Below are 21599 nucleotides of genomic sequence, written 5' to 3' on the forward strand. Positions count from 1 at the left end.
GCACAACTCCAACCACAGCGGGTTCACCGGGCGAGCCAATGACTGGACGCTGGTTTACAGCGAGGTACATCCCTCAAAACACGGCGCGGCCATAAGGGAAGGTGAGATCAAAGCTTGGAAAAGCCGTACAAGGATTGAACAGATGGTCCGCCATGCTTAGCCCAGCCGGTTCAGAGCATCCCGACTTACAGTCGGGAGGGTCACTGGTTCGAACCCAGTAGCTCCCACCAACACCCGCCAATGGCGGGTGTTCTTTTTTCTCAGTCTAATCGTAAAATTTCCATACAATACCTATCCGCAGATTAGCGTTGTTCATTGGATACCGGCGCACCGTATAGTACCCAGCCGGCCATATGTGCTGATTCAGGAAATTGTAGCTCAGGAAAAGATTAGCACGTTTGAGGGTAGCTGTGGTCCACACATCCACAATGGGATACGTGGAGAATTCGATACCCGTATTATCGTTGTAAAACTGCCCGATGTTAACGGCATATGAAGGCGTCTTGAAAGGGGTGTTGAAACGGACATCAAAGCCTAGGTTGAAGTCAACAATTTTATAAAGTAATCCGTTATAATAAAGGCTATGCCAGGTATAAAGTTCCGGAACGGCAAGTACCGCATTGTAATCAGACTTCTGGTATACCGCGTAATTTTTGAAATGAAACCTTCCCAGTGTAAAGTTTTGGCCTACAGACAGTTTCAGTAGGTTGATGTTGTTCCCCAATTGCGCGGGTTCAACAACACGTAACTTACGGGGATCCAAACTGGGATTATCCACCTCTTTATAATACAGGTGATTGCTGATAAGGAAATATTCAGCTTTTCCGGAGAAGCCAATGGCCGCATTCCGGTAGGAAAAGGAAAAGTTGGTGGTTTTGGTCTTTTCGAAGTTATGCTCCCATTGGTGATAGGTATAATTAACCCGTTGAAACAGCCATTCGGGTGATTTATTTTGCGTATAAGCACCTAATACAACCCGACCGATGGTATTGCTCAGCAAAATGTCAGCTTTCGCTTCGTAGAGATAATCTCCGAAGTTTGCCCCCTGCACGATCTGATTCAGGTCTCCCGTAATGGTAACGCGGTCGCTGAAACGATACCCGATGCCGGCTTTAAGCGTGCTGTTTTGCAGGAATGCATGATACCCACTGTCGCGATACCAATGCATATCGTGCTGATATCCCAGGTCAATTTTCACTTCATTTTTGATAAATGCTAGTGACTTTCCCCGCAGGTAAAAGCTGTAGCCAAAATCATTGGTCACGGTGTTCACCCGAGTGGTGTCGTCTGTTAGCCTGCTTTGTACGAAGGGGAATACGCCATTCACATCTTCTTCATTTTTATAAAACTGAAAATTCTGAAAATGCACATTCAGGCTATGTGACATACGATTTGTAGGCAGGATCTGCTGTTCCGGTTTCCCCGCGTTGATGGTATCCAAACGCCCTACGAACAGGCTTTGCCGCAGGAAAATGTTGTTATCTCGCCAAGTGTGCCTGGGGCGGTTATCACGCGTACCGATAAGTTTTGTAGGTTCCGAGTCACTCGCCCCCCGTTCCGGATCCCGAAAAATGGTGTCATTAAGTATGGACCCATTTTCAGTGGAAATAAGTTTATTGAACACCGCATTTGTTAGTAGATTATAGCGGTGGTTCGACGATTCATACCAGGCAAAAACAGCGGATTTTAAATCGTTGTACCGTTGATTCGTGTAATAGCCATCGGCACGTGCAGCATGAAACTCACCGCCGACGTTTAATCGGGGATTGATGTTCTGCGTTACCTTTGCCCGGATAATCTGATCGTCAAAGAAAAAACCGACATTATACAATTCCGAAAAGGGCGCACGGGCGCGGTAATACTTGACGGAATCGGATCGGTAAAGGTATCTGTCCAAACTATGGAACCCCGTTTGAAAACCAATGGTTTTATTGGGAACAAAGAGTAGATCGCGTGTAGCCAGCCCATAACTGCCTAAGTGGATGCTGGGGTTCATCGGCTGATTCTGCGGATTGTAATATTGGAAATTCTGGTGCAGTGTATCAATCTGATACGTAAATGTGCCTTGCTTCATCATGGCAAGGGTCGTATAGCGGATGTATCTTGCCGAGTAAATTACAGAATCTTCTTTGTTGTCTTCTGCGGCACGTGCTGAGTCCAATGCACTGCTAAATTCTCCCTCCTGTGCGTGCAGTGCAGGCAGGAAAGAAAACGAACACAGCGAGAGCAGCAAAACGCGCAGCAGGGCCTTCATTGCTGCAAAGCTACCAATTCTTTCAATATTAACGCCATCTTCGGCTCAGCGGCTCCGGCTACCTCAACAATTTCGGCAAGTGAGACCGGCTGGAGGTCGTCGTGAAACCCTTCGTCCGTAATGACCGAAATCGCGAAGACCGGCAAACCCATGTGGTTGGCCACAATCACTTCCGGCACGGTACTCATCCCGACGATGTCTCCGCCGATGAGGCGCATGTAACGGTATTCAGCCCGGGTCTCCAAATTCGGCCCAGGGGTCGATACATAGACCGCACGGTGAGTTCTGATGCTATGCCGATGGGCGATGGTTAACCCCTGTTGGATCATATCCATATCATAAGGCCGGCTCATGTCCGGAAATCGAGGACCAAAGCGTGGATCATTAGCTCCGCGCAAGGGATTATCGGGCAGGAGATTTATATGATCGTCAATGATGGCTAGGTCACCTTTCCGTATCTCCGGATTAAGTGATCCCGAAGCGTTGGATACAAATAGTTTTTGTATCCCCAATGCTTTCATAACCCGTACCGGAAAGGTAATCTGCTGCATACTGTATCCCTCATAATAGTGAAGGCGCCCCTGCATGGCCACGACAGGCTTGCCCTGAAGCATGCCGAAGATCAGTTTGCCCGTATGAAATTCTACGGTGGAAATCGGGAAATTGGGGATATTGGCATACATCAATTGATGCGCGACCGCTACTTCCTCAGCCAGTTTCCCTAAGCCCGTGCCCAGAATAATGCCAAACTCGGGCGTAAAATCGCCGATGCGATGTTTAATAAACGATATGGTTTCTTCAATCAAATGAAACATGGTCATCAAAACTTGCTCCTCAAACTTAACGTAAATTTTGCGAGTCACAAAAAGCTACATCCGCGTATCGTTGCCATGGTAAATGCTCAGGTAACTTTCATAGCGGCTCGGGGCAATCTGTCCTTCATAAAGGGCATTCAATACCGCGCAACCCGGCTCATTTATATGGCGGCAGTTGTTGAAGCGGCAGTCGTTCATCAGCACACGCATCTCGGGGAAGAAATGGCTAAGCTCCTGCTGTTCGATATCAATAATGCCTAATTCCCGTATCCCCGGCGTATCAATCAGCTTTCCCCCAAACGGGAGCATAATCATTTCCGCAAAAGTTGTTGTATGCTTACCTTTGTCAGACCATTCGGAAACCGCCGCCGTGCGGAGATCGGCACGGGGATGGATAGCGTTGATCAGCGTAGATTTGCCCACACCGGAATGCCCGGAAATCAGTGTCGTCCTGTCCCGCAGCAAATCTTTGAAAACTTCGATGTTAGTGCCTTGAAGTGCTGATACTTCATGACAGGGGTACCCGATGGCTTTATAAATGGCCTCGTAATCCCGTAATATGGCTAATCCCTCTTCTGAAAATAGATCCAATTTATTGAATATCAACCCAGCAGGTATATCGTACGCTTCTGCAGTGACAAGAAAGCGGTCGATGAATCCCAATGAAGTGAACGGAGAAGCTAAGGTAACGACCAAAAATGCCTGGTCTAGGTTGGCGGCAATAATCTGCGCTTGTTTCGACAGGTTTACGGATTTACGGATGATGTAGTTCTTCCGTTCGTGGAGGTGTACAATAATGGCAGTATTGCCGGCAGCTTCTGTCTCGAGGATGATGTCTACCCAATCACCGACCGCTATCGGGTTGGTGGTTTTAATATCCTTAGTTCTGAATTTACCCTTAATCCGGCTTTTATAGCTGTTGCCATCGTCGGCAAGCACCTCGTACCAGCTTCCTGTTGATTTGGTGACGAGACCCTTCATCCGATTACCTTGTTGTATCCCTTTGTACATGCTGCCATTACCGCAAAAGTCGTAAATTTATTTGTGAAGTTACCAATTTGTGCCGCGCATCTCGTCCCGATCGCCTATCTTTGTACGCATACCAATACGTGGAGTGCCCGTGAACAAATTATTTCTTTTAGACGGAATGGCCTTGATTTACAGGGCTTATTTTGCATTAAGTAAAACGCCGAGAATTACATCAACCGGGTTTAATACCTCCGCGATATTCGGGTTTGCCAATACGTTACTTGAATTATTGCGCACACAGCAACCCTCTCATATTGCGGTAGTATTTGACACCATGGCCCCCACTAACCGCCATACGGAATTTGAATCCTACAAGGCAAATCGACAGGCCATTCCAGAAGATCTCGCAGCAGCGATTCCTTATGTATATAAACTGGTGGAAGGGTTCAATATTCCCATCATCACAATGGATGGTTATGAGGCCGACGATATCATCGGTACATTGGCAAAGCAGGCGGAGGCACGGGGCTATACGGTATATTGCATGACGCCCGACAAGGATTTCGGGCAATTGGTGTCAGAACGTATTTTCATTTATAAACCCGCCCGGTTGGGCAATGGGGCCGAGGTACTCGGTGTAAAGGAAATATTGGAAAAATGGGAAGTAACCGACGTCAAGCAAGTGATCGATATCCTGGGCCTTTGGGGCGATTCCGTGGATAACATTCCGGGCATACCGGGTATCGGCGAAAAGACAGCCAAAGACCTGATCAAGCGATTTGGTTCGATGGAGAATATATTGGCTAATACAGATCAACTCAAGGGCAAGCAAAAGGAGAATCTCGAAACATTTGCCGAGCAGGGGCTGATTTCGAAGAAGTTGGCGACAATCCAGTTGGATGTGCCCATCGAACTGGACGAGGAGAAATTGACGCTTGGCGAACCCGACCGGGAAGTGTTGGAGCCCCTTTTTGCGGAACTGGAATTCCGTACCTTGGGCAAGCGTGTTTTTGGCGAAGAGTTTAATGTGCTGGAGGCAAAGACCGGTACAGGCACGCAAATGGATCTGTTTGGAAATGCGTCCGACAGCAGCCTGCAGGTACCCGGCACGGCGACCGAATATGTACCGCCACCGGCAAGCCGGAGTGTCCACAACACGCCGCATGAATATTTTTTGGCAGACACACCTGAGCAGCAACAGGAGCTGGCTGCATTGCTGGCTAGACAGCGGAGTTTTTGTTTTGATACGGAAACTACCGGTACAGATGCCAATACAGCCGATTTAGTAGGACTTTCTTTTGCCATTGAGCCGGGCAAGGCGTGGTATGTGCCTGCTTGCCCCGACCGCGAAGAATGCTTGCGGTTATTGGCCTATTTTAAACCGGTATTCGAAGACGAAACAATTGAAAAAATCGGCCAAAATACCAAATATGACATCCTCTTGCTTGCCCGGTATGGTGTTGCCGTACGGGGCCCTTTGTTCGATACCATGTTGGCACACTACCTCATTGATCCGGACACGCGCCATGGCATGGATGTGCTAGCTGAGAATTACTTGGGTTATACCCCCATTTCCATTACGGAACTGATTGGGCCGAGAGGTAAGAAGCAAGGAAACATGCAGGATGTTGACGTAGAAACGATCAAAGAATATGCCGCTGAAGACGCCGACATTACGCTGCAGTTAAAGGCGGTTTTTGAGCCGTTACTGGAGCAGGCCGAAGCTGCGGAACTGGCCCGAAAAGTGGAATTTCCCTTGGTGCATGTACTTGCGGAAATGGAGCAATGTGGTGTTAATATCGATGTGCCGGTATTGCGGCAGCTGTCGGAAACCTTGGAACATGATTCGGCGGCTATCGAAAAAACCATTTACCAGAAAGCCGGCGTGCGCTTTAACATCGCTTCGCCCAAGCAGTTGGGTGAGGTACTCTTCGAAAAATTGCAGCTTGATCCCAAAGCCAAGAAAACCAAAACCGGACAGTATAAAACCGGTGAAGATGTGCTACTGGCCCTGGCTCCAAAGAGTGATATTGTTAAAGACATCTTGGAATTCAGACAATTGCAGAAACTTAAGTCGACTTATGTGGATGCGCTGCCGCAACTGATCAATCCAATTACCGGCCGTGTGCATACGTCTTATAACCAAGCCGTAGCCGCTACAGGCCGGCTGAGTTCAACGAATCCCAACCTACAAAATATTCCCATCCGGACCGAGCGCGGACGGGAAGTACGCAAAGCGTTCATCCCCCGGGATGAGGATCATGTGATTTTATCGGCCGATTATTCACAAATTGAATTGCGGTTGGTAGCGCACATGAGCGGCGATGAGGGCATGCTGGATGCTTTTGCCAAAGGACTGGATGTTCACCGGGCTACCGCGGCCAAGGTATATGGCGTGCCGTTGGAAGAAGTGACGCCTGACCAACGGCGGAATGCCAAGGCTGTGAATTTCGGCATTATTTATGGCCAGTCAGCTTTTGGTCTCTCTCAAAACTTGGGCATCCCCCGTACCGAAGCGGCACAGATCATCGAACAGTATTTTACGCAATATCCGGGTATTAAACGGTATATGAATGATGCCATCAATTTCGCCAAGGAAAATGGCTATGTCGAAACCCTGCTTAAACGGCGGCGTTACCTGAGGGATATCAATTCGGCCAACCAAACCGTAAGAGGGTTTGCCGAACGAAATGCGATCAATGCACCCATTCAGGGTTCGGCGGCAGATATGATCAAGGTAGCCATGATTGCCATTCACGAGGCAATTAAACAACGTGGATTGCGCGGTAGGATGACCATGCAGGTGCACGATGAGTTGGTATTTGATGTCCCCAAGGAAGAACTGCCCATTTTCCGGGAACTTGCAGAAACACATATGAAAAATGCATTGGTCATGTCTGTACCCATCGTGGTTGAATTAGGGGAGGGTCGCAATTGGCTGGAAGCCCATTAGCAGTTAATAACCGTATGAGATTACCGTTGCTCTTCTGCTTGTTGGCGGTTTCACCAATCGTTTTCGCAAATGGGCTGGATACCGTCCCAAAGACTCCTGTTTACTACGAAAATGCATCCAACGGACAGACTCGTTTTTTTTATGACGACCGTTATTTCCTGGCCGATAAAGATTGTCAGTTTAAGGCCATTGAACGCGTAGCCCGGTATGATTTCCAGCAGCGGATGTTCGTCGGTTCCTTCATTGATTTCAATAATGAGGGCCGGGGAGTTTTACGGGGAAGCTACCAAAACGGCAAGAAAGAAGGAAAATTTACAGCCTATCACCCCAATGGGCAGATCAAGTGGGAAGGTAACTACACACAGGATACGCCGAATGGATTATGGAAATATTACTACCCCGATGGGAAGCCATTACTCGAAGTAGAATACGGCTACGAGGGAATAAATATCCGTAGTTTCTGGGATCGGAGGGGCCGGCAACGGGTTACCGACGGAAACGGACAGTATCAATTTGAGGTGGAAGCCGATGGCTACAGCGAATTCGGGTACGTGCGGTACAACCGGAAAGGAAAGGTGGTAGATGGACAGCCACATGGCAATTGGATCATCGAATATGTCTTTGGCGACGGAAAAAAAGAGGGCGCAGGCCACGAGCTGTATCAGCACGGCAGGTTTATCCGTGGGTACGAAAGCTATAAAGACGAAGAGTTTTTCGATGCACCGAGATACCGCTTACTGCCTGTGGATTTTTTCACCCGGGCCGAGGCACTGATCGGCAAGGAATGCTCCATTGATGAGTATTCGGGATTTACGGGTTACTTAAGCAACCATTTGGAAGACTGGTTTGAAGGTGAAGTAGATGAGATGCCGGATCCGCTGAATATTAAATTCACCCTAGCGGTGACCCGGACGGGAGAACCCGGAAAAATTGAAATGGATACTACGTTTATACAGAAACGGTATGCGAATCTATTGATGGAAGGAATCCAGCAGGTGGGGTTTTGGTTCCCCTCATTTGCAGCAGGGGAATTCATCAACGATACGCTCACCGTCACGATGGAAGCATTCCCCGATGCGGTTGGACGCAAACTCCGCTTCTTTGACGTGAAGATACGGCGCGAGAAAGGTATTTGACACTTGCATAACCTCAGCAAGTTACCTAACTTCGCCTACTAAATTCGACATATGACAATTCACAAAGAAGGATATACCAGCCTAGCAATTGTTGCATTGGTTATATTTGTTGCCAATGCATTGGTACACTATTTTATACCGGATGCTACCTGGGCTGTCTGGCTCACCTACATCCTCTCATTTTTACTCTTCGTAACCATCCTTCAGTTTTTCAGAAATCCCCGGCGGCGCATTACTACCGATGAAAATCTGATCTTGTGCCCGGCGGATGGCAAAGTAGTCGTGATCGAAGAAGTGGAGGAAACGGAATATTTCCAAGACAGACGCATACAGGTATCCATCTTTATGTCGCCTATCAATGTACATATCAACCGGAACCCAGTAAGCGGTACGGTTACATTCTTCCGCTATCATCCGGGCAAGTATTTGGTTGCCTGGCATCCCAAATCATCTACCCTTAATGAGCGGACCACAATCGCGGTACAGACCGGACAAGGGAAAGAAATACTCTTCCGGCAGATTGCGGGCGCAATGGCCCGGCGTATCGTTTGGTACGTGGAAGAAGGTGCTCCCGTACAGCAGGGAGCTGAATTTGGATTTATCAAATTTGGCTCACGGGTGGATGTTTTTCTTCCCCTGGACGCTAAGGTGGATGTGAAAATCGGAGATAAGGTATCCGGCGGCCTTACGGTGTTGGGTCGGTTTCAATAATCTTTTAATCAATTGCGGCGATGAGGTTTCTCTGGCTTGTTTTCATCAATGCATGTGCCGTTGGAATTTCCATCGCTTGCGTGAATTTTTATTTCCAGCATAGCTGGCTTCACTTGCTCATTACGTTCGCCATATCTTTTGCCATCAGCTTCTTTGCATTCTATTATTTATTCCAGCGGTACATATATAATAAGATAAAGCTGATCTATAAACTGATCCATAATCTCAAGTTGGGAAAGGATCTGAAAGAAGCGCTTGGTGAAAAAATGAGCGATGACCCCATCAACGATATGGAACAGCAGGTGAGGGACTGGGCAAAGGAAAAAAAGCGGGAGATAGATGCATTAAAGGAACAGGAAAAATTCCGAAGGGAGTTCCTTGCCAATATTTCGCACGAATTTAAAACACCGTTGTTCGCCATTCAGGGGTATATCGATGCATTGCAGGATGGCATGATGCAGGAAGATCCGGAAACGGCCACGCAGTTTTTGACCAAAGCGTCCCAAAACCTGGATAGGTTGACATTCTTAATCAAAGATTTGGATGAAATATCCAAACTGGAAAGCGGGCAGATACCCATCAATTATCAAAAGTTTGATTTGGTGAACCTCATAAAAGAGGTGCTGGAGTCTATGGAAGATAAAGCAAAAACACATGATATTTCCTTGGTCTTCAAGGAAAAATATCATTCTTCCATGCAGGTCCGGGCCGATCGTGAAAAAATCAGGCAAGTATTGGTCAATCTGATAAGCAATTCAATAAAATACGGGAAATCCCAGGGTCACACCTATATACGGATTTACGAATTATTTGAAGCAGTGTTGGTAGAGGTAACCGACGACGGCATTGGAATTGAGGAAAAGAATCTCCCAAGAGTTTTCGAACGGTTTTACCGGACCGATAAAAGCCGCTCCCGCAAAATTGGCGGTTCGGGTCTGGGGCTTTCCATTGTAAAACATATCATCGAAGCCCACCAACAGACCATCAATGTGCGAAGCACAGAAGGGATGGGCACAACCTTCGCATTCACCCTCGAAAAAATAAAGCCTTAACACGAAACAATCTGTTACTTAACATTAAGTTAACATTAACATTATATTTTTGCGGAAATATTTTGTTCTATGTCACTCAATAGTATATTCCAGTATTTTGTTCCGAAAGACAAAAAGTTCTTTCCCCTGTTTGAGCAAGCCAGTAGTAACCTGATTGACATGGCGAAACTTTTGAAGGAATTGGTAAACCTCCCCGATTCCGGCAAACGGAAAGAACTTTGCCGGAAGATTGAAGACCTGGAACACCGCGGTGATGATATCTCTCACCAAATCCATTTGGAGTTGGGTAAAAATTTCATCACACCGTTTGACCGCGAAGATATCCATACATTGACCAGTTCGCTGGATGACGTGGCAGATTTTATACACGGGGCCTCCAATCGCATCGACTTGTATAAATTAGAAAAAATTACCGATCCGATTATTGAGATGGCCGATCTGATTCTGGAAGCTACTGAAGATGTAGCCAAAGCCGTTCATGAATTGCGCAATCTGAAAAATATCCGGAATATAACCGATTCATGCGTACGCATTAATAGCATCGAAAATAAGGCAGACTATATTTTCGATAAAGCGGTGGGCGAACTGTTTGAATTCGAAAAAGATGCAATCGCGCTGATAAAATACAAAGAGGTGTTATCTGCCATGGAGACCGCTACTGATAAGTGTGAGGATGTAGCCAACGTATTGGAGAGCATCTTAGTGAAAAACGCCTAATTAAACCATCCAAAAGCGTATTATGGTCACGACACTATTGGTCATTGTTATCATCCTTGCCGTTGCTTTTGATTACATCAACGGATTTCATGACGCCGCGAATTCGATCGCTACCATTGTGTCAACCAAAGTGTTGTCACCCTTCCAAGCAGTTTTATGGGCCGCTGCTTTTAATTTTGCAGCCTACTTCTATTTCACCGACCACAAGGTGGCTAATACGATTGCCAAAACCGTGCTCGAACAATACATCACGCTTGAAGTAATTTTTGCAGGGTTGATGGCCGCTATCGGATGGAATCTCTTCACTTGGTATTATGGTGTGCCTTCCAGCTCTTCCCATACTTTAATAGGTGGATTTGCCGGAGCGGGAATGTCCCATGCATTTATTCTGGGTGACAATGTCCTCGGAGCCATCAACCTGAAAGCCACCTTGCAGATCATCTCCTTTATTGCGCTGGCTCCGTTGATCGGGATGTTCATTGCTGTAGTTGTGACTTTGTTGATTATCAATATATCGAAGCGTGCTAAACCGTCGGTTGCCGAGTGGTGGTTCCGGAAACTCCAATTGGTCTCCTCGGCGGCACTGAGTTTCGCACACGGCGGAAATGATGCCCAAAAGGTAATGGGGATTATCTTCGTGGCAATGGTGGCGGGAGGATATCTGCAATCCGATGCCCCGATGCCGGAATGGATACCCCTCACTTGCTACTCGGCCATCGCATTGGGAACCATGAGCGGCGGATGGAAAATTGTAAAGACGATGGGTACCAAGATTACCAAAGTAAATGCGTTGGAAGGTGTGGGTGCAGAAACCGCTGCTGCGGTAACATTGGGAATTACCGAACACTTCGGCATTCCGGTGTCTACCACACATACCATAACCGGTTCGATTATCGGTGTGGGCGTGGTGAAACGTGTTTCTGCTGTGCGATGGGGCGTAACCATCAGCCTCTTGTGGGCTTGGGTACTTACAATTCCGGTATCAGCAATCCTCGCAGGCATTACGTATACCATTATCCACTATCTATTTTGATCAGGCAACAAATTCTTTTTGATTTTTTTGGGAAACGATACGATTAATCCGTAGATTTACGTCGTTTTTGCCGAACTGCCTATAAAAGTAGACATGTTAAATGGCGATATATCAAATGGTTGCCATGTGTAATTAGTTTCTTGAAGGTATTCTAGGTCTTTGTTGACAGGGAATTGTTATATTCCATTACAGATTTAGAGACTTTTGTAACTGATTGTTAAACAGCCGAATGAGTTCTTTATAATTAGTTTTTGGGATGATTAGTTTGGGGATTTTTTTAGAAAATCACGGAAAAGAAAAAAACTGGAATAGTATTTGCAAATATTGCGTGAATCAAACTATTGGTTATTTTTGCGAAAAATTAGACAATTAAAAATTTTTAACCTTAAAAAAAACAAGAGTATGAATTATTCTACAATCAAAACGGCAGTTGCTTGCTCGCTGGTTGCGGCCTTAGGGTTGACCGAAACAGTGCAGGCACAGGAGCCGACTGTATTTGGCGGAAGACGCCAGTACAGGACATGGTCAATTGGGGTCAACGGTGGTTTTACAACACCATCTGTGATCATCGGTGGATCGAATGCTTTAAACTACAAAGTAGGTTTTGGTGAATACAAATTGCGCGAGTACTACGGTATTACGGTTCGTAAGCAATTGTCTAGCTGGTTTGGCTTAGAAGCTGCCGGTAACCGCGGTAGAATTTTTGCCTTCAATCAACAACCCAATCCCGCTGGAACAGTTAACCCCTGGAATGGTGCTAGTTTCGAATCCGCTGAGACTTCAGTTCAATATGCTGCAAGCTTGAATGGTGTATTCCAATTAGCTACGATCGATTTCCTGCGTCGTGAAAATGCAGTTAATTTTTACGCTAGCGTAGGTTACGGTGTTATGGCGTTCAACCCTGTACAGTATTCTGACAAAGAAGGAAACACTGTTTCGTTTGACAACAAAGGAAACTGGGGTGAAGAATATCCGGGCGAGCGTAATTTGACCACTGACCGCGACTTCAAACGTGAAACGTACATCCCGGTTGGTGTTGGCGTGAAGTTCAAACTGTCTGACCGTGTAGCATTGAACTTGGGTTATACCATGAACTTTGTTGACGATAAAGCACTGTTTGGTCCGGTAGCAAATCGTTCTGCTAATGACAAATTCTCTTACACCTATGCTGGTTTAGAGTTCTCTTTGGGTTCTTCTTCAAAACCGGATTTGACTTGGCATAACCCTGTATCAACGTTGTATGATGAGTTGAAAGATCCTTCATTGCGCAACGAACTTGAAGCATTGAAACAACGCGTATCTACGTTGGAAGGTCTTGTTGACGAGTTGAGCCGTGACGAAGATGGTGACGGTGTATCTGATAAATTTGACAAATGCCCAGGCACGCCTGCAGGTACTCAGGTTGATGGTGCTGGATGCCCCATTAAATTCCCTGAGCCTAAGGTTCAAGAGTCAGCTACTTATCCAAACATCCAGTTTGAATTTGACAGCTCTGTATTGAAGACCGAGTCTTACTCAATTCTTGACCGGTTGTCTTCAGATCTTCGTGAAAGCGGTGCTTCCGTTACCTTAGATGGCCACGCATCTGCTGAAGGTTCAGAAGCTTATAACTTGAACTTGTCAAGAGACCGTGCAAACTCTGTAAAACAATACTTGGTTAATTCAGGCGTAGACGCTGCTAAAATCAACGTTCAAGCGTTTGGCGAATCTGCTCCGATTGCTTCCAATGCAACCGAAGAAGGTCGCGTACTTAACCGTCGTGTTGAAATCAAAAGATAAGTAATCTCTTAGATTACGATGCAAACGGCTGCCTGTAACAGGCAGCCGTTTTGTGTTTTAAGGCCCCTGCATAAAACTTTTTCCGAGTGTCCTTGTTTAGTATTCAGTGTTAGATTTAAATGTTATAGAATGAGTAATCTAAAATTAAAAGGAACTTGGAACAAGTTAAAAGGAAAAGTTAAACAGCAGTATGCTGAATTGACGGACGACGATTTATTGTACGAAGAAGGGAAAGAAGACGAGCTGATTGGCCGTATTCAGCAGAAAACGGGCAAGGCCCGGGATGAAGTGGTAGAATGGTTGAATAGTTTGTAAATTAACCTCCATTAGAATGAAGAGGAAGCGTTACGGAAGTTGTCCGTAACGCTTTTCTTTTTAACTTCGTCCCATGTCAAAAAAACAACCGTCTATATTAGTCGTTAATGACGATGGCATTACCGCACCCGGCATCAAGGTATTGATTGAAGAAATGCAGCAGTTAGGCCATGTCACCGTTGTGGCTCCGGAGGGGCCGCAATCCGGTACCGGACATGCGATTACCATCGGGAAACCCCTACGCATCGATCGCATTTACATTTACCCGGATATCGAAATGTATAAATGTTCAGGCACACCGGTCGATTGCGTGAAGCTTGCCGTAAACAAGGTGTTCAAGGGAAGAAAGCCGGATATCTGTGTATCGGGCATCAACCACGGCCTGAATAGCTCCATCAATGTACTGTATTCCGGCACCATGTCTGCCGCGGTAGAAGGAGCAATTGAAGAAATTCCCTCCATCGGTTTTTCGTATGACGACCTGGAATACGATGCAGATTTCTCGAAGTGCCGGGCGTATGTCAGAAGTATTACAGAGCAGGTATTGGCAAATGGATTGGCAAAAGGAACGCTACTGAATGTAAATTTTCCGAAAACCGATCAGATCAAAGGAATCAAGATCTGCCGACAGGCCGATGCAAAATGGGCAGAGGAATTTGATGAGCGGAAAGATCCGAATAACCGCAGCTATTATTGGCTTACGGGTGTATTTCAATTACGCGATCGGGGAGAGGACACCGATGTATGGGCCTTGCAAAATGGCTACGTTTCAGTCGTACCCGTTCAATTCGATATGACTGCACATCACGCAATACCCGAACTGAATTCCTGGGAATTCGTAACGCAATAGCGAATGTGGCTAAATTCTTTTCTTTCGGGACTGGGTATCGGGATGTTGGCTCCCACAATTGCTCATATAGTAACGAAATTTACTTCTCTACCTATGCTCCTCGGATTCAAATCGCTGGGTTTATATGTCATCGCAGCGTTAATTAACCTATTGGTTGTCCGTTATCTCTACCGGAAAGGGTTTGAGCAGAGGGCACGTGGCGTGATTTTAATTACCTTTGTGCTGGCGATGTTGTTGATTTTTACCCAAAAGCTGCCGTTGAATTGATATGAACCGTCCACGTTTAAAATTTCATTTTTATCACACAAGGAAATGTAAATTTTAAAATAGGATAAGCTCCATCTGACCGATGGAATAAAATTATTTACAGATGAAACCTGCCATGTCAGCGCCTATACACAAAAGGCGATGAAAATACAGGTTCCATTAGGCTATTAAAGAATAATTATTTTCTAATGAAATTAAGTCTCGGCTTTTCTCCCTGCCCAAATGATACGTTCATCTTCGATGCACTGATCCACCATAAAATCGATACCGAGGGGCTGGACTTTGAAGTGCACTATGACGATGTAGAAACGTTAAACCACAAAGCCTTCAACGGCGAATTGGATATCACGAAACTTAGTTATCATGCATATGCTTATGCCGTTGAAAAATATGTACTGCTGAATTCGGGAAGTGCGCTCGGCTTTGGTGTCGGGCCTTTGTTGATCTGCAAACGGCATGAGTTGATAGAAGGGTTGTCGGAGAACAGTGATCGGGTATCGGCGGCCGGTGACGAGTGGTTGGTGGGCATCCCCGGACGCTATACGACCGCAAATTTCCTGCTGGGGTTAGCATTCCCTACATTGACAAATAAACAGGAAATGGTGTTTTCAGCTATCGAGCAGGCACTCCTTGACGAGCGTATCGATCTTGGACTCATTATCCATGAAAACCGCTTTACCTACCAAGAGAAAGGCCTGTATAAAATTAGGGATCTCGGCGATTATTGGGAGCGCACCACGGGGGCACCTATCCCGCTGGGTGGGATCGTGGCGAAGCGGCAACTGCCGGAAGAAATACAACACCGAATTGATCGCGTGATCCGCAGAAGCGTAGAATACGCGTTCGCCAACCCAAAATCCGGCCTTGATTTTATACGTTCACATGCGCAGGAAATGAGTGAAGAAGTGATGTACAAACACATTGAACTATATGTCAACCGGTTTTCCGTGTCGTTGGGAGACGAAGGCAAAACGGCAATCCGGACACTTTTTAACAAAGCATGGGAATTGGAACTGATCCCCCAAACAACCCATGATTTATTTCTATCTTAGGCGCTTGTTCTGACTGCCTACCGTCAGCTGACAGCCACTGTCTCAAGTCTGATGTCCCAAATCTCAAATCTAATAACTAACTTTGCCAATTATGCCATAATGGCGGTAATGGTCTTTTGGTGCTATTATTGAGCATATGGCATGTCATTTAGAGAAAACAACTGATGTTAACATTTTTAAGTAAAATATTTGGTAGTAAGTCCGAGCGGGACATCAAACATATCTATCCGTTAGTCGAGAAAATCAAAGTGGAGTATGCGAAGCTGGAATCCCTTACCAACGATGAACTCCGTGCAAAAACAATCGATTTTAAACGCCGTATCACTGAATATCTTGCTGACATTGATGCGGAAATCGCGTCATTGAAAGGAGAGGCTGAACAAGAGGGAATCGATATGACCGAAAAAACGGCCCTCTATGATAAGGTCGACAAGTTGGGTAAAGATCGGGATCAAAAACTGGAAGAAGTCTTAATGCAAATCCTGCCTGAATCCTTTGCAGTCGTGAAGGAAACGGCACGCCGCTTCACAGAGAACGAAGAACTTGAGGTAACCGCATCAGACTTTGACCGCGAAGTAGCGGCTTCAAAACCTCATGTACAGATAGTGGGCGATAAGGCTCTTTGGAAACATACATGGATCGCGGCCGGAAACGAGGTGACGTGGAACATGATCCATTACGACGTACAGCTGATCGGAGGGATTGTGTTACACGAAGGTAAAATCGCCGAAATGGCTACCGGGGAAGGAAAGACTTTGGTGGGTACACTCCCCGCTTACCTGAACGCCCTATCCGGCCAGGGAGTACATATCGTAACGGTGAATGACTACCTGGCCCGTCGGGACTCCGAGTGGAACGGTCCCCTGTTTGAATTCCATGGCCTGCGGGTCGATTGCATTGATAAACACCAACCCAATTCACCAGCCAGGCGGAATGCGTATGCCGCGGATATCGTGTTCGGTACCAACAACGAATTTGGCTTTGACTACCTGCGTGACAACATGGCGCAATCGCCCGATGCATTGGTACAACGGAAGCTACATTTTGCGATGGTGGACGAAGTGGACTCCGTACTGATTGACGATGCCCGTACTCCCCTGATCATCTCAGGACCGATACCTCGGGGCGACCAGCATGAGTTTTATGAACTTAAACCGCGTATCGAGCGCCTGGTCAATACACAGAAAGCATTCATTAACGGTGTATTGAATGACGCTAAAAGAGCAATTGCCGCAGGAGACACCAGCGTAGAAGGTGGTGGATTGGCCCTGTTACGTGCACACCGCGGGCTACCCAAAAACAAAGCACTCATTAAATTTCTCAGTGAAGGTAGCAACCGTCAAGTTCTCCAAAAGACGGAAAACTACTACCTGCAGGAACAAAGCAAGAACATGCCCAAGGTGGATGCCGAGTTATATTTCGTCATCGACGAGAAAAATAATCAGGTAGAGCTCACCGAAAAAGGCATTGAGCTGATTACCGCTTCGGGAGAAGATCCTAATTTCTTTATTATGCCTGATGTGGGGACGGATGTGGCGGAAATCGAAAAGTCAAGCCTTAGTCCTGAAGAAAAGTTAGCTAAAAAAGAGGAGTTAATGCGTGACTTTTCCGTGAAATCTGAACGTATTCACTCCGTCAATCAATTACTTAAAGCCTATACCCTGTTCGAGCGGGATGACGAATATATCATTGACGAGGGCAAGGTTAAGATCGTCGATGAACAGACGGGCCGTATCATGGAGGGCCGCCGCTATTCAGACGGGTTGCACCAAGCCATCGAGGCCAAGGAAAATGTGAAGGTCGAGGACGCAACCCAAACGTATGCTACGATCACCTTACAGAATTACTTCCGCATGTATCATAAGCTGGCGGGTATGACCGGTACAGCAATTACAGAAGCAGGGGAACTTTGGCAGATTTACAAATTGGATGTGGTCGAAATTCCGACCAATGTACCGATTCAACGTGAGGACCGCCACGATTTGATCTACCGTACGGCCCGTGAAAAATACAACGCTGTCGCTGAGGAAATCCATCGGCTTACCCAAGAGGGGCGGCCGGTGCTTGTGGGTACTACTTCCGTGGAAATCTCCGAGTTGCTGAGCCGCATGCTCAAATTGCGTGGGGTAAAACATAACGTGCTGAATGCAAAGCTGCACCAACGTGAGGCAGATATCGTAGCCGAAGCGGGACAACCGAGCATGGTAACCATTGCGACTAACATGGCAGGCCGTGGTACAGACATCAAGCTAGGCCCCGGAGTTAAGGAAGCTGGAGGTCTGGCGATCATCGGTACGGAACGACACGAATCACGCCGTGTAGACCGGCAGTTGCGTGGACGTGCAGGACGTCAGGGAGACCCAGGATCATCTCAATTCTTTGTATCGCTTGAGGACCCGCTGATGCGTTTATTTGCCTCTGAGCGGATTTCCAACATCATGGTGCGCATGGGTGTACAGGAAGGTGAAGTTATGCAACATAGCATGCTTACCAAATCCATCGAACGGGCACAAAAGAAGGTAGAGGAAAATAACTTCGGCATCCGGAAACGCCTGTTAGAGTATGACGATGTGATGAACTCTCAGCGTACGGTAATCTACGCCAAACGTAAAAACGCGTTGTTTGGTGAACGCTTGGATGTGGATCTCAACAATACCATTTTCGATGTGGTAGAAGAACTGGTTGCTGCCAGCAAAGAAGCCGGCACATACGAGGAGTTCCAACTGGAAGTAATCCGTATTTTCTCAGTTGATCCGGATATTGACGCCGATGAATTTGCACAAAGCAACATTGCAACGCTTACAGACAAGCTCTTTGCACAGGTCATTAGGTACTACCACGAAAAGGCAGAAAAAATTGCCAAGCAGACACTGCCTGTCTTAACGGATGTGTTTGTGACGCGGGGCGGGCAAATCGAAAACATTGTGGTTCCCTTTTCGGATGGCTTACGCGGTATCCAAGTAGCTACAAACCTTAAAAAAGCTGTCGAGTCCGGCGGCAAGGAAGTCTTCAAATCTTTTGAAAAAGGTGTTGTCCTGGCATTGATCGACGAGGCTTGGAAAGAGCATCTCAGAGATATGGATGAGCTGAAACAATCCGTGCAAAATGCGGTATATGAACAAAAAGACCCCATTATCATCTACAAAATGGAGGCGTTCAACCTGTTCAAGGAAATGCTGGTTAACATGAATAAAGATGTGGTTGGATTCTTGTTCAAAGGCGAAATCCCCAACCAGCAACCACAGGATGTGCGTGAAGCACGGCCGCTGCCCCGGCAGGAAGCACGGGTAAAAACATCGAAACCCGAGTTAGTAGCCTCTGGAGGAGGCAGCGCACCGGTTGAAGATACCCGCGAAATACAGCGCACACAGCCTGTCCGCAACGAGCAAAAAGTAGGAAGAAACGATCCTTGTCCCTGTGGAAGCGGAAAAAAATACAAAAATTGCCACGGTGCATAGGAAACGAAAAACATAAATACTATGGTTAAAATAGGTTTGGCGCTCATCGGTTTATTGATCTGTTTTTCCGGATCTGTGGGCTATGCCCAACAGCGGGGAGCGGTAGAGGTGGTGGCCGATCCGCTCATCAGCCTGATGCAACGGAACCGGATGGGCACAAATATCCTGGCTGGGTCAACTAGCAAGCCACCCGTAGATAAGAAAAATGCGACGCGCTCCACAGCCATGGGGTTTCGGGTTCAGATCTATTCCGGGGCGAACCGCTCGGAGGCTTATGCCGAACAAGCCCGCTTCAAAGCCCTCTACAAGGATATTGACACCTACATAACTTACGAAGAACCCAATTATCGTGTAAAGGTGGGCGATTTCCGAAGCCGGAGTGAAGCCCAGGATCTTATGCAGGGCCTGCGGAAACAGTTTAATAACGTATTTATCTTTACCGAAGAGATATACGTATACCAATAAGAAAAAAGAGAGGTAATGAGGGATAAAATCAGCTCAATTGCGACGCAAATCCATGAAGAGACAGTAGCCAACCGGAGGCACCTTCACCAACATCCCGAGCTGTCATTCGAAGAATATGAGACGTCTGCATTTGTAAAAGCTGAACTGGATAAGCTGGGAATACCCCATATCTCCATGGCAAATACGGGAGTCGTGGCCTACATAAGCGGCGAACGCCCTTCTGACCGGGTAGTTGCACTACGGGCAGATATGGATGCCCTACCCATTATCGAAATACCCGGTCGGGAATACGGTTCGAAACGAGCGGGTGTCATGCACGCCTGCGGTCACGATGTACATACCTCCTCTTTATTGGGTACCGCCCGTATTCTGCAGTCGCTGAAAGCGGATTTCGGAGGGATGGTTAAATTGATTTTCCAACCGGGAGAGGAGCGGCTGCCCGGCGGTGCCAGTTTGATGATTAAAGAGGGAGTGTTGCAGAATCCTGCTCCCCAAGCAGTCATTGGCCAGCACGTGATGCCCGCCATTCCGATCGGCAAGGTTGGCTTCCGGGCCGGAAAGTACATGGCATCGACCGACGAATTGTATGTAACCGTAACGGGAAAAGGGGGCCACGGGGCACAGCCACAGCAGAACATAGATCCTGTGGTTATTACCGCTCACATCATTACAGCGTTACAGCAGGTTATAAGCCGCATTGCCGATCCCAGAATGCCCACGGTTCTGTCTTTTGGCAAAGTAATAGCCAATGGTGCCACAAACGTAATCCCGAATGAGGTGTACCTGGAAGGTACCTTTCGCACATTTGACGAAAAATGGCGTAAAGAGGCCCACAAACGCATGAAAAAAATGGCAACAGGCATCGCTGAAAGCATGGGTGCTACCTGCGATTTTGACATCCGGGTTGGATACCCTTTTCTGGTGAACGAGGAAAAATTAACCGCCGAAGTCCGGGGCTACGCGGAAGAATTCCTCGGCAAAGAAAATGTAATTGACCTTGACCTTTGGCTTGCGGGAGAGGACTTTGCCTATTACTCGCAGGAAACCAATGCCTGTTTTTATCGCCTGGGTACCGGTAACGAGGCAAAGGGTATCACTTCGGCGGTGCACACGCCAACATTTGATATCGATGAAAATGCATTAGCACTCAGCACGGGACTGATGGCCTATATTGCGTTACGGCAATTGGGTAATTAAGGGTATACCGCCATGTCTTCGCATCACATTGTCAAAGAAGACCAGGAACCTGCACTGATCATTGCGGCAACAGATCGTATCCCATCATCTTTACTAAACCAGTTATTGGAATGGAATCCGATTGTCATTACGGATGGGCGTAACCTGGAACACGTTGTGCAGTTAGGTATTAAAGTAGATGTGTTGGTAACCGATGAACCAGCGGACCTCTCCCAGGATCATGTCTTTGTCTTACCCCTGACTACGTCGTTTTTGGATATTGCTCTTACCTATTTGATAAAACGGGGGTGCCGCGCCGCGAACATTCTATCAACAGATGTGGACCCTAACCTGCTCCTCCGGTATGCAGCGAAAATTCAGGTAGTCCTTTTAAGCAACGGCAGAAGGACTTTCGTCGTCAAATCCGGATTTACAAAGTGGAAACCAAAAGGGGAATCGGTGTTTCTCCACAGCAATCAGGTAATTGAGACCAAGGGGTTACAGCAAACCGGGGAAAATGAATACATTACTGCGCACGATGGCTTTTATTCCATCCATTTTGACCAGTCCCATGGTTTGGTAGGCGAACAGATTTAA

Annotated in this window: 18 protein-coding genes; 15 read left to right on the forward strand and 3 right to left on the reverse strand. The window is 46.9% G+C overall.

The window, feature by feature from the left end; translation table 11 throughout:
- Positions 1-265 precede the first annotated feature (265 nt).
- Genes IEX60_RS08165 through rsgA form a run of 3 tightly spaced genes read right to left on the reverse strand, consistent with a single transcriptional unit; the run spans position 266 to position 4050 of the window.
- Positions 266-2254: a putative porin gene (locus IEX60_RS08165; RefSeq protein ID WP_188749377.1), complete on the reverse strand. Its 1989-nt coding sequence runs from the start codon at positions 2252-2254 to the stop codon at positions 266-268.
- Positions 2251-3069 carry a purine-nucleoside phosphorylase gene (locus IEX60_RS08170; RefSeq protein WP_188749380.1) on the reverse strand — a complete coding sequence of 273 codons (819 nt, stop codon included), beginning with the start codon at positions 3067-3069 and terminating at the stop codon, positions 2251-2253. Before IEX60_RS08170 ends, IEX60_RS08165 begins: the two co-directional genes overlap by 4 nt.
- Positions 3070-3123: 54 nt before the next feature.
- Positions 3124-4050, reverse strand: coding sequence for a ribosome small subunit-dependent GTPase A (gene rsgA, locus IEX60_RS08175; RefSeq protein ID WP_188749382.1), 927 nt, complete (start codon positions 4048-4050; stop codon positions 3124-3126).
- A gap of 139 nt (positions 4051-4189) precedes the next feature.
- On the opposite strand from rsgA, the gene polA reads away from it, so the two are divergent.
- The 15 genes from polA (at position 4190) to IEX60_RS08250 (ending at position 21599) form a co-directional block, all read left to right on the forward strand.
- Complete coding sequence (polA, locus tag IEX60_RS08180; RefSeq protein WP_188749384.1) at positions 4190-6991, forward strand: DNA polymerase I; 2802 nt, start codon at positions 4190-4192, stop codon at positions 6989-6991.
- Positions 6992-7005: 14 nt separating this feature from the next.
- Complete coding sequence (locus IEX60_RS08185) at positions 7006-8127, forward strand: toxin-antitoxin system YwqK family antitoxin (RefSeq protein WP_188749386.1); 1122 nt, start codon at positions 7006-7008, stop codon at positions 8125-8127.
- Positions 8128-8178: 51 nt separating this feature from the next.
- On the forward strand, positions 8179-8838 hold the full coding sequence (locus tag IEX60_RS08190) for a phosphatidylserine decarboxylase family protein (protein WP_188749388.1): 660 nt from the start codon (positions 8179-8181) through the stop codon (positions 8836-8838).
- Positions 8839-8858: 20 nt separating this feature from the next.
- Positions 8859-9890, forward strand: coding sequence for a sensor histidine kinase (locus IEX60_RS08195; protein WP_188749390.1), 1032 nt, complete (start codon positions 8859-8861; stop codon positions 9888-9890).
- 69 nt (positions 9891-9959) lie between these two features.
- Positions 9960-10607 (forward strand): DUF47 domain-containing protein, encoded by a 648-nt coding sequence (locus tag IEX60_RS08200; protein ID WP_188749392.1) that lies wholly within the window; start codon positions 9960-9962, stop codon positions 10605-10607.
- Positions 10608-10629: 22 nt separating this feature from the next.
- Positions 10630-11640, forward strand: coding sequence for an inorganic phosphate transporter (locus IEX60_RS08205; protein ID WP_188749394.1), 1011 nt, complete (start codon positions 10630-10632; stop codon positions 11638-11640).
- A gap of 402 nt (positions 11641-12042) precedes the next feature.
- On the forward strand, positions 12043-13419 hold the full coding sequence (locus IEX60_RS08210) for an OmpA family protein (RefSeq protein ID WP_188749396.1): 1377 nt from the start codon (positions 12043-12045) through the stop codon (positions 13417-13419).
- 129 nt (positions 13420-13548) lie between these two features.
- Positions 13549-13734, forward strand: coding sequence for a CsbD family protein (locus IEX60_RS08215; RefSeq protein WP_188749398.1), 186 nt, complete (start codon positions 13549-13551; stop codon positions 13732-13734).
- Positions 13735-13807: 73 nt separating this feature from the next.
- Positions 13808-14584 (forward strand): 5'/3'-nucleotidase SurE, encoded by a 777-nt coding sequence (surE, locus tag IEX60_RS08220; protein ID WP_188749400.1) that lies wholly within the window; start codon positions 13808-13810, stop codon positions 14582-14584.
- 3 nt (positions 14585-14587) lie between these two features.
- Positions 14588-14851, forward strand: a complete 264-nt coding sequence (locus tag IEX60_RS08225; RefSeq protein WP_188749402.1) for a hypothetical protein — start codon at positions 14588-14590, stop codon at positions 14849-14851.
- Positions 14852-15039: 188 nt separating this feature from the next.
- Complete coding sequence (locus IEX60_RS08230; RefSeq protein ID WP_188749404.1) at positions 15040-15903, forward strand: 1,4-dihydroxy-6-naphtoate synthase; 864 nt, start codon at positions 15040-15042, stop codon at positions 15901-15903.
- A 164-nt stretch (positions 15904-16067) separates the two neighbouring features.
- A complete protein-coding gene (gene secA / locus IEX60_RS08235; protein ID WP_188749406.1) occupies positions 16068-19361 on the forward strand; it encodes a preprotein translocase subunit SecA in 3294 nt (1097 codons plus the stop codon).
- Positions 19362-19382: 21 nt separating this feature from the next.
- Positions 19383-19826, forward strand: a complete 444-nt coding sequence (locus tag IEX60_RS08240; protein ID WP_188749408.1) for an SPOR domain-containing protein — start codon at positions 19383-19385, stop codon at positions 19824-19826.
- Positions 19827-19841: 15 nt separating this feature from the next.
- A complete protein-coding gene (locus tag IEX60_RS08245) occupies positions 19842-21023 on the forward strand; it encodes a M20 metallopeptidase family protein (protein WP_188749410.1) in 1182 nt (393 codons plus the stop codon).
- Between the two features lie 12 nt (positions 21024-21035).
- The gene (locus IEX60_RS08250) at positions 21036-21599 is read left to right on the forward strand and encodes a thiamine diphosphokinase (protein WP_188749412.1); all 564 of its coding nucleotides are present in this window, start codon (positions 21036-21038) and stop codon (positions 21597-21599) included.

Origin of the sequence: Parapedobacter defluvii, assembly GCF_014642075.1 — a bacterium.
GTDB lineage: Bacteria > Bacteroidota > Bacteroidia > Sphingobacteriales > Sphingobacteriaceae > Parapedobacter > Parapedobacter defluvii.

Bases quoted from the DNA above. Each gene is read 5' to 3' on its own strand.
- IEX60_RS08165 (WP_188749377.1), bottom strand. From the start codon at position 2,254: ATGAAGGCCCTGCTGCGCGTTTTGCTGCTCTCGCTGTGTTCGTTTTCT.
- IEX60_RS08170 (WP_188749380.1), bottom strand. From the start codon at position 3,069: ATGTTTCATTTGATTGAAGAAACCATATCGTTTATTAAACATCGCATC.
- rsgA (WP_188749382.1), bottom strand. From the start codon at position 4,050: ATGAAGGGTCTCGTCACCAAATCAACAGGAAGCTGGTACGAGGTGCTT.
- IEX60_RS08185 (WP_188749386.1), top strand. From the start codon at position 7,006: ATGAGATTACCGTTGCTCTTCTGCTTGTTGGCGGTTTCACCAATCGTT.
- IEX60_RS08190 (WP_188749388.1), top strand. From the start codon at position 8,179: ATGACAATTCACAAAGAAGGATATACCAGCCTAGCAATTGTTGCATTG.
- IEX60_RS08195 (WP_188749390.1), top strand. From the start codon at position 8,859: ATGAGGTTTCTCTGGCTTGTTTTCATCAATGCATGTGCCGTTGGAATT.
- IEX60_RS08200 (WP_188749392.1), top strand. From the start codon at position 9,960: ATGTCACTCAATAGTATATTCCAGTATTTTGTTCCGAAAGACAAAAAG.
- IEX60_RS08205 (WP_188749394.1), top strand. From the start codon at position 10,630: ATGGTCACGACACTATTGGTCATTGTTATCATCCTTGCCGTTGCTTTT.
- IEX60_RS08210 (WP_188749396.1), top strand. From the start codon at position 12,043: ATGAATTATTCTACAATCAAAACGGCAGTTGCTTGCTCGCTGGTTGCG.
- IEX60_RS08215 (WP_188749398.1), top strand. From the start codon at position 13,549: ATGAGTAATCTAAAATTAAAAGGAACTTGGAACAAGTTAAAAGGAAAA.
- surE (WP_188749400.1), top strand. From the start codon at position 13,808: ATGTCAAAAAAACAACCGTCTATATTAGTCGTTAATGACGATGGCATT.
- IEX60_RS08225 (WP_188749402.1), top strand. From the start codon at position 14,588: ATGTGGCTAAATTCTTTTCTTTCGGGACTGGGTATCGGGATGTTGGCT.
- IEX60_RS08230 (WP_188749404.1), top strand. From the start codon at position 15,040: ATGAAATTAAGTCTCGGCTTTTCTCCCTGCCCAAATGATACGTTCATC.
- secA (WP_188749406.1), top strand. From the start codon at position 16,068: ATGTTAACATTTTTAAGTAAAATATTTGGTAGTAAGTCCGAGCGGGAC.
- IEX60_RS08240 (WP_188749408.1), top strand. From the start codon at position 19,383: ATGGTTAAAATAGGTTTGGCGCTCATCGGTTTATTGATCTGTTTTTCC.
- IEX60_RS08245 (WP_188749410.1), top strand. From the start codon at position 19,842: ATGAGGGATAAAATCAGCTCAATTGCGACGCAAATCCATGAAGAGACA.
- IEX60_RS08250 (WP_188749412.1), top strand. From the start codon at position 21,036: ATGTCTTCGCATCACATTGTCAAAGAAGACCAGGAACCTGCACTGATC.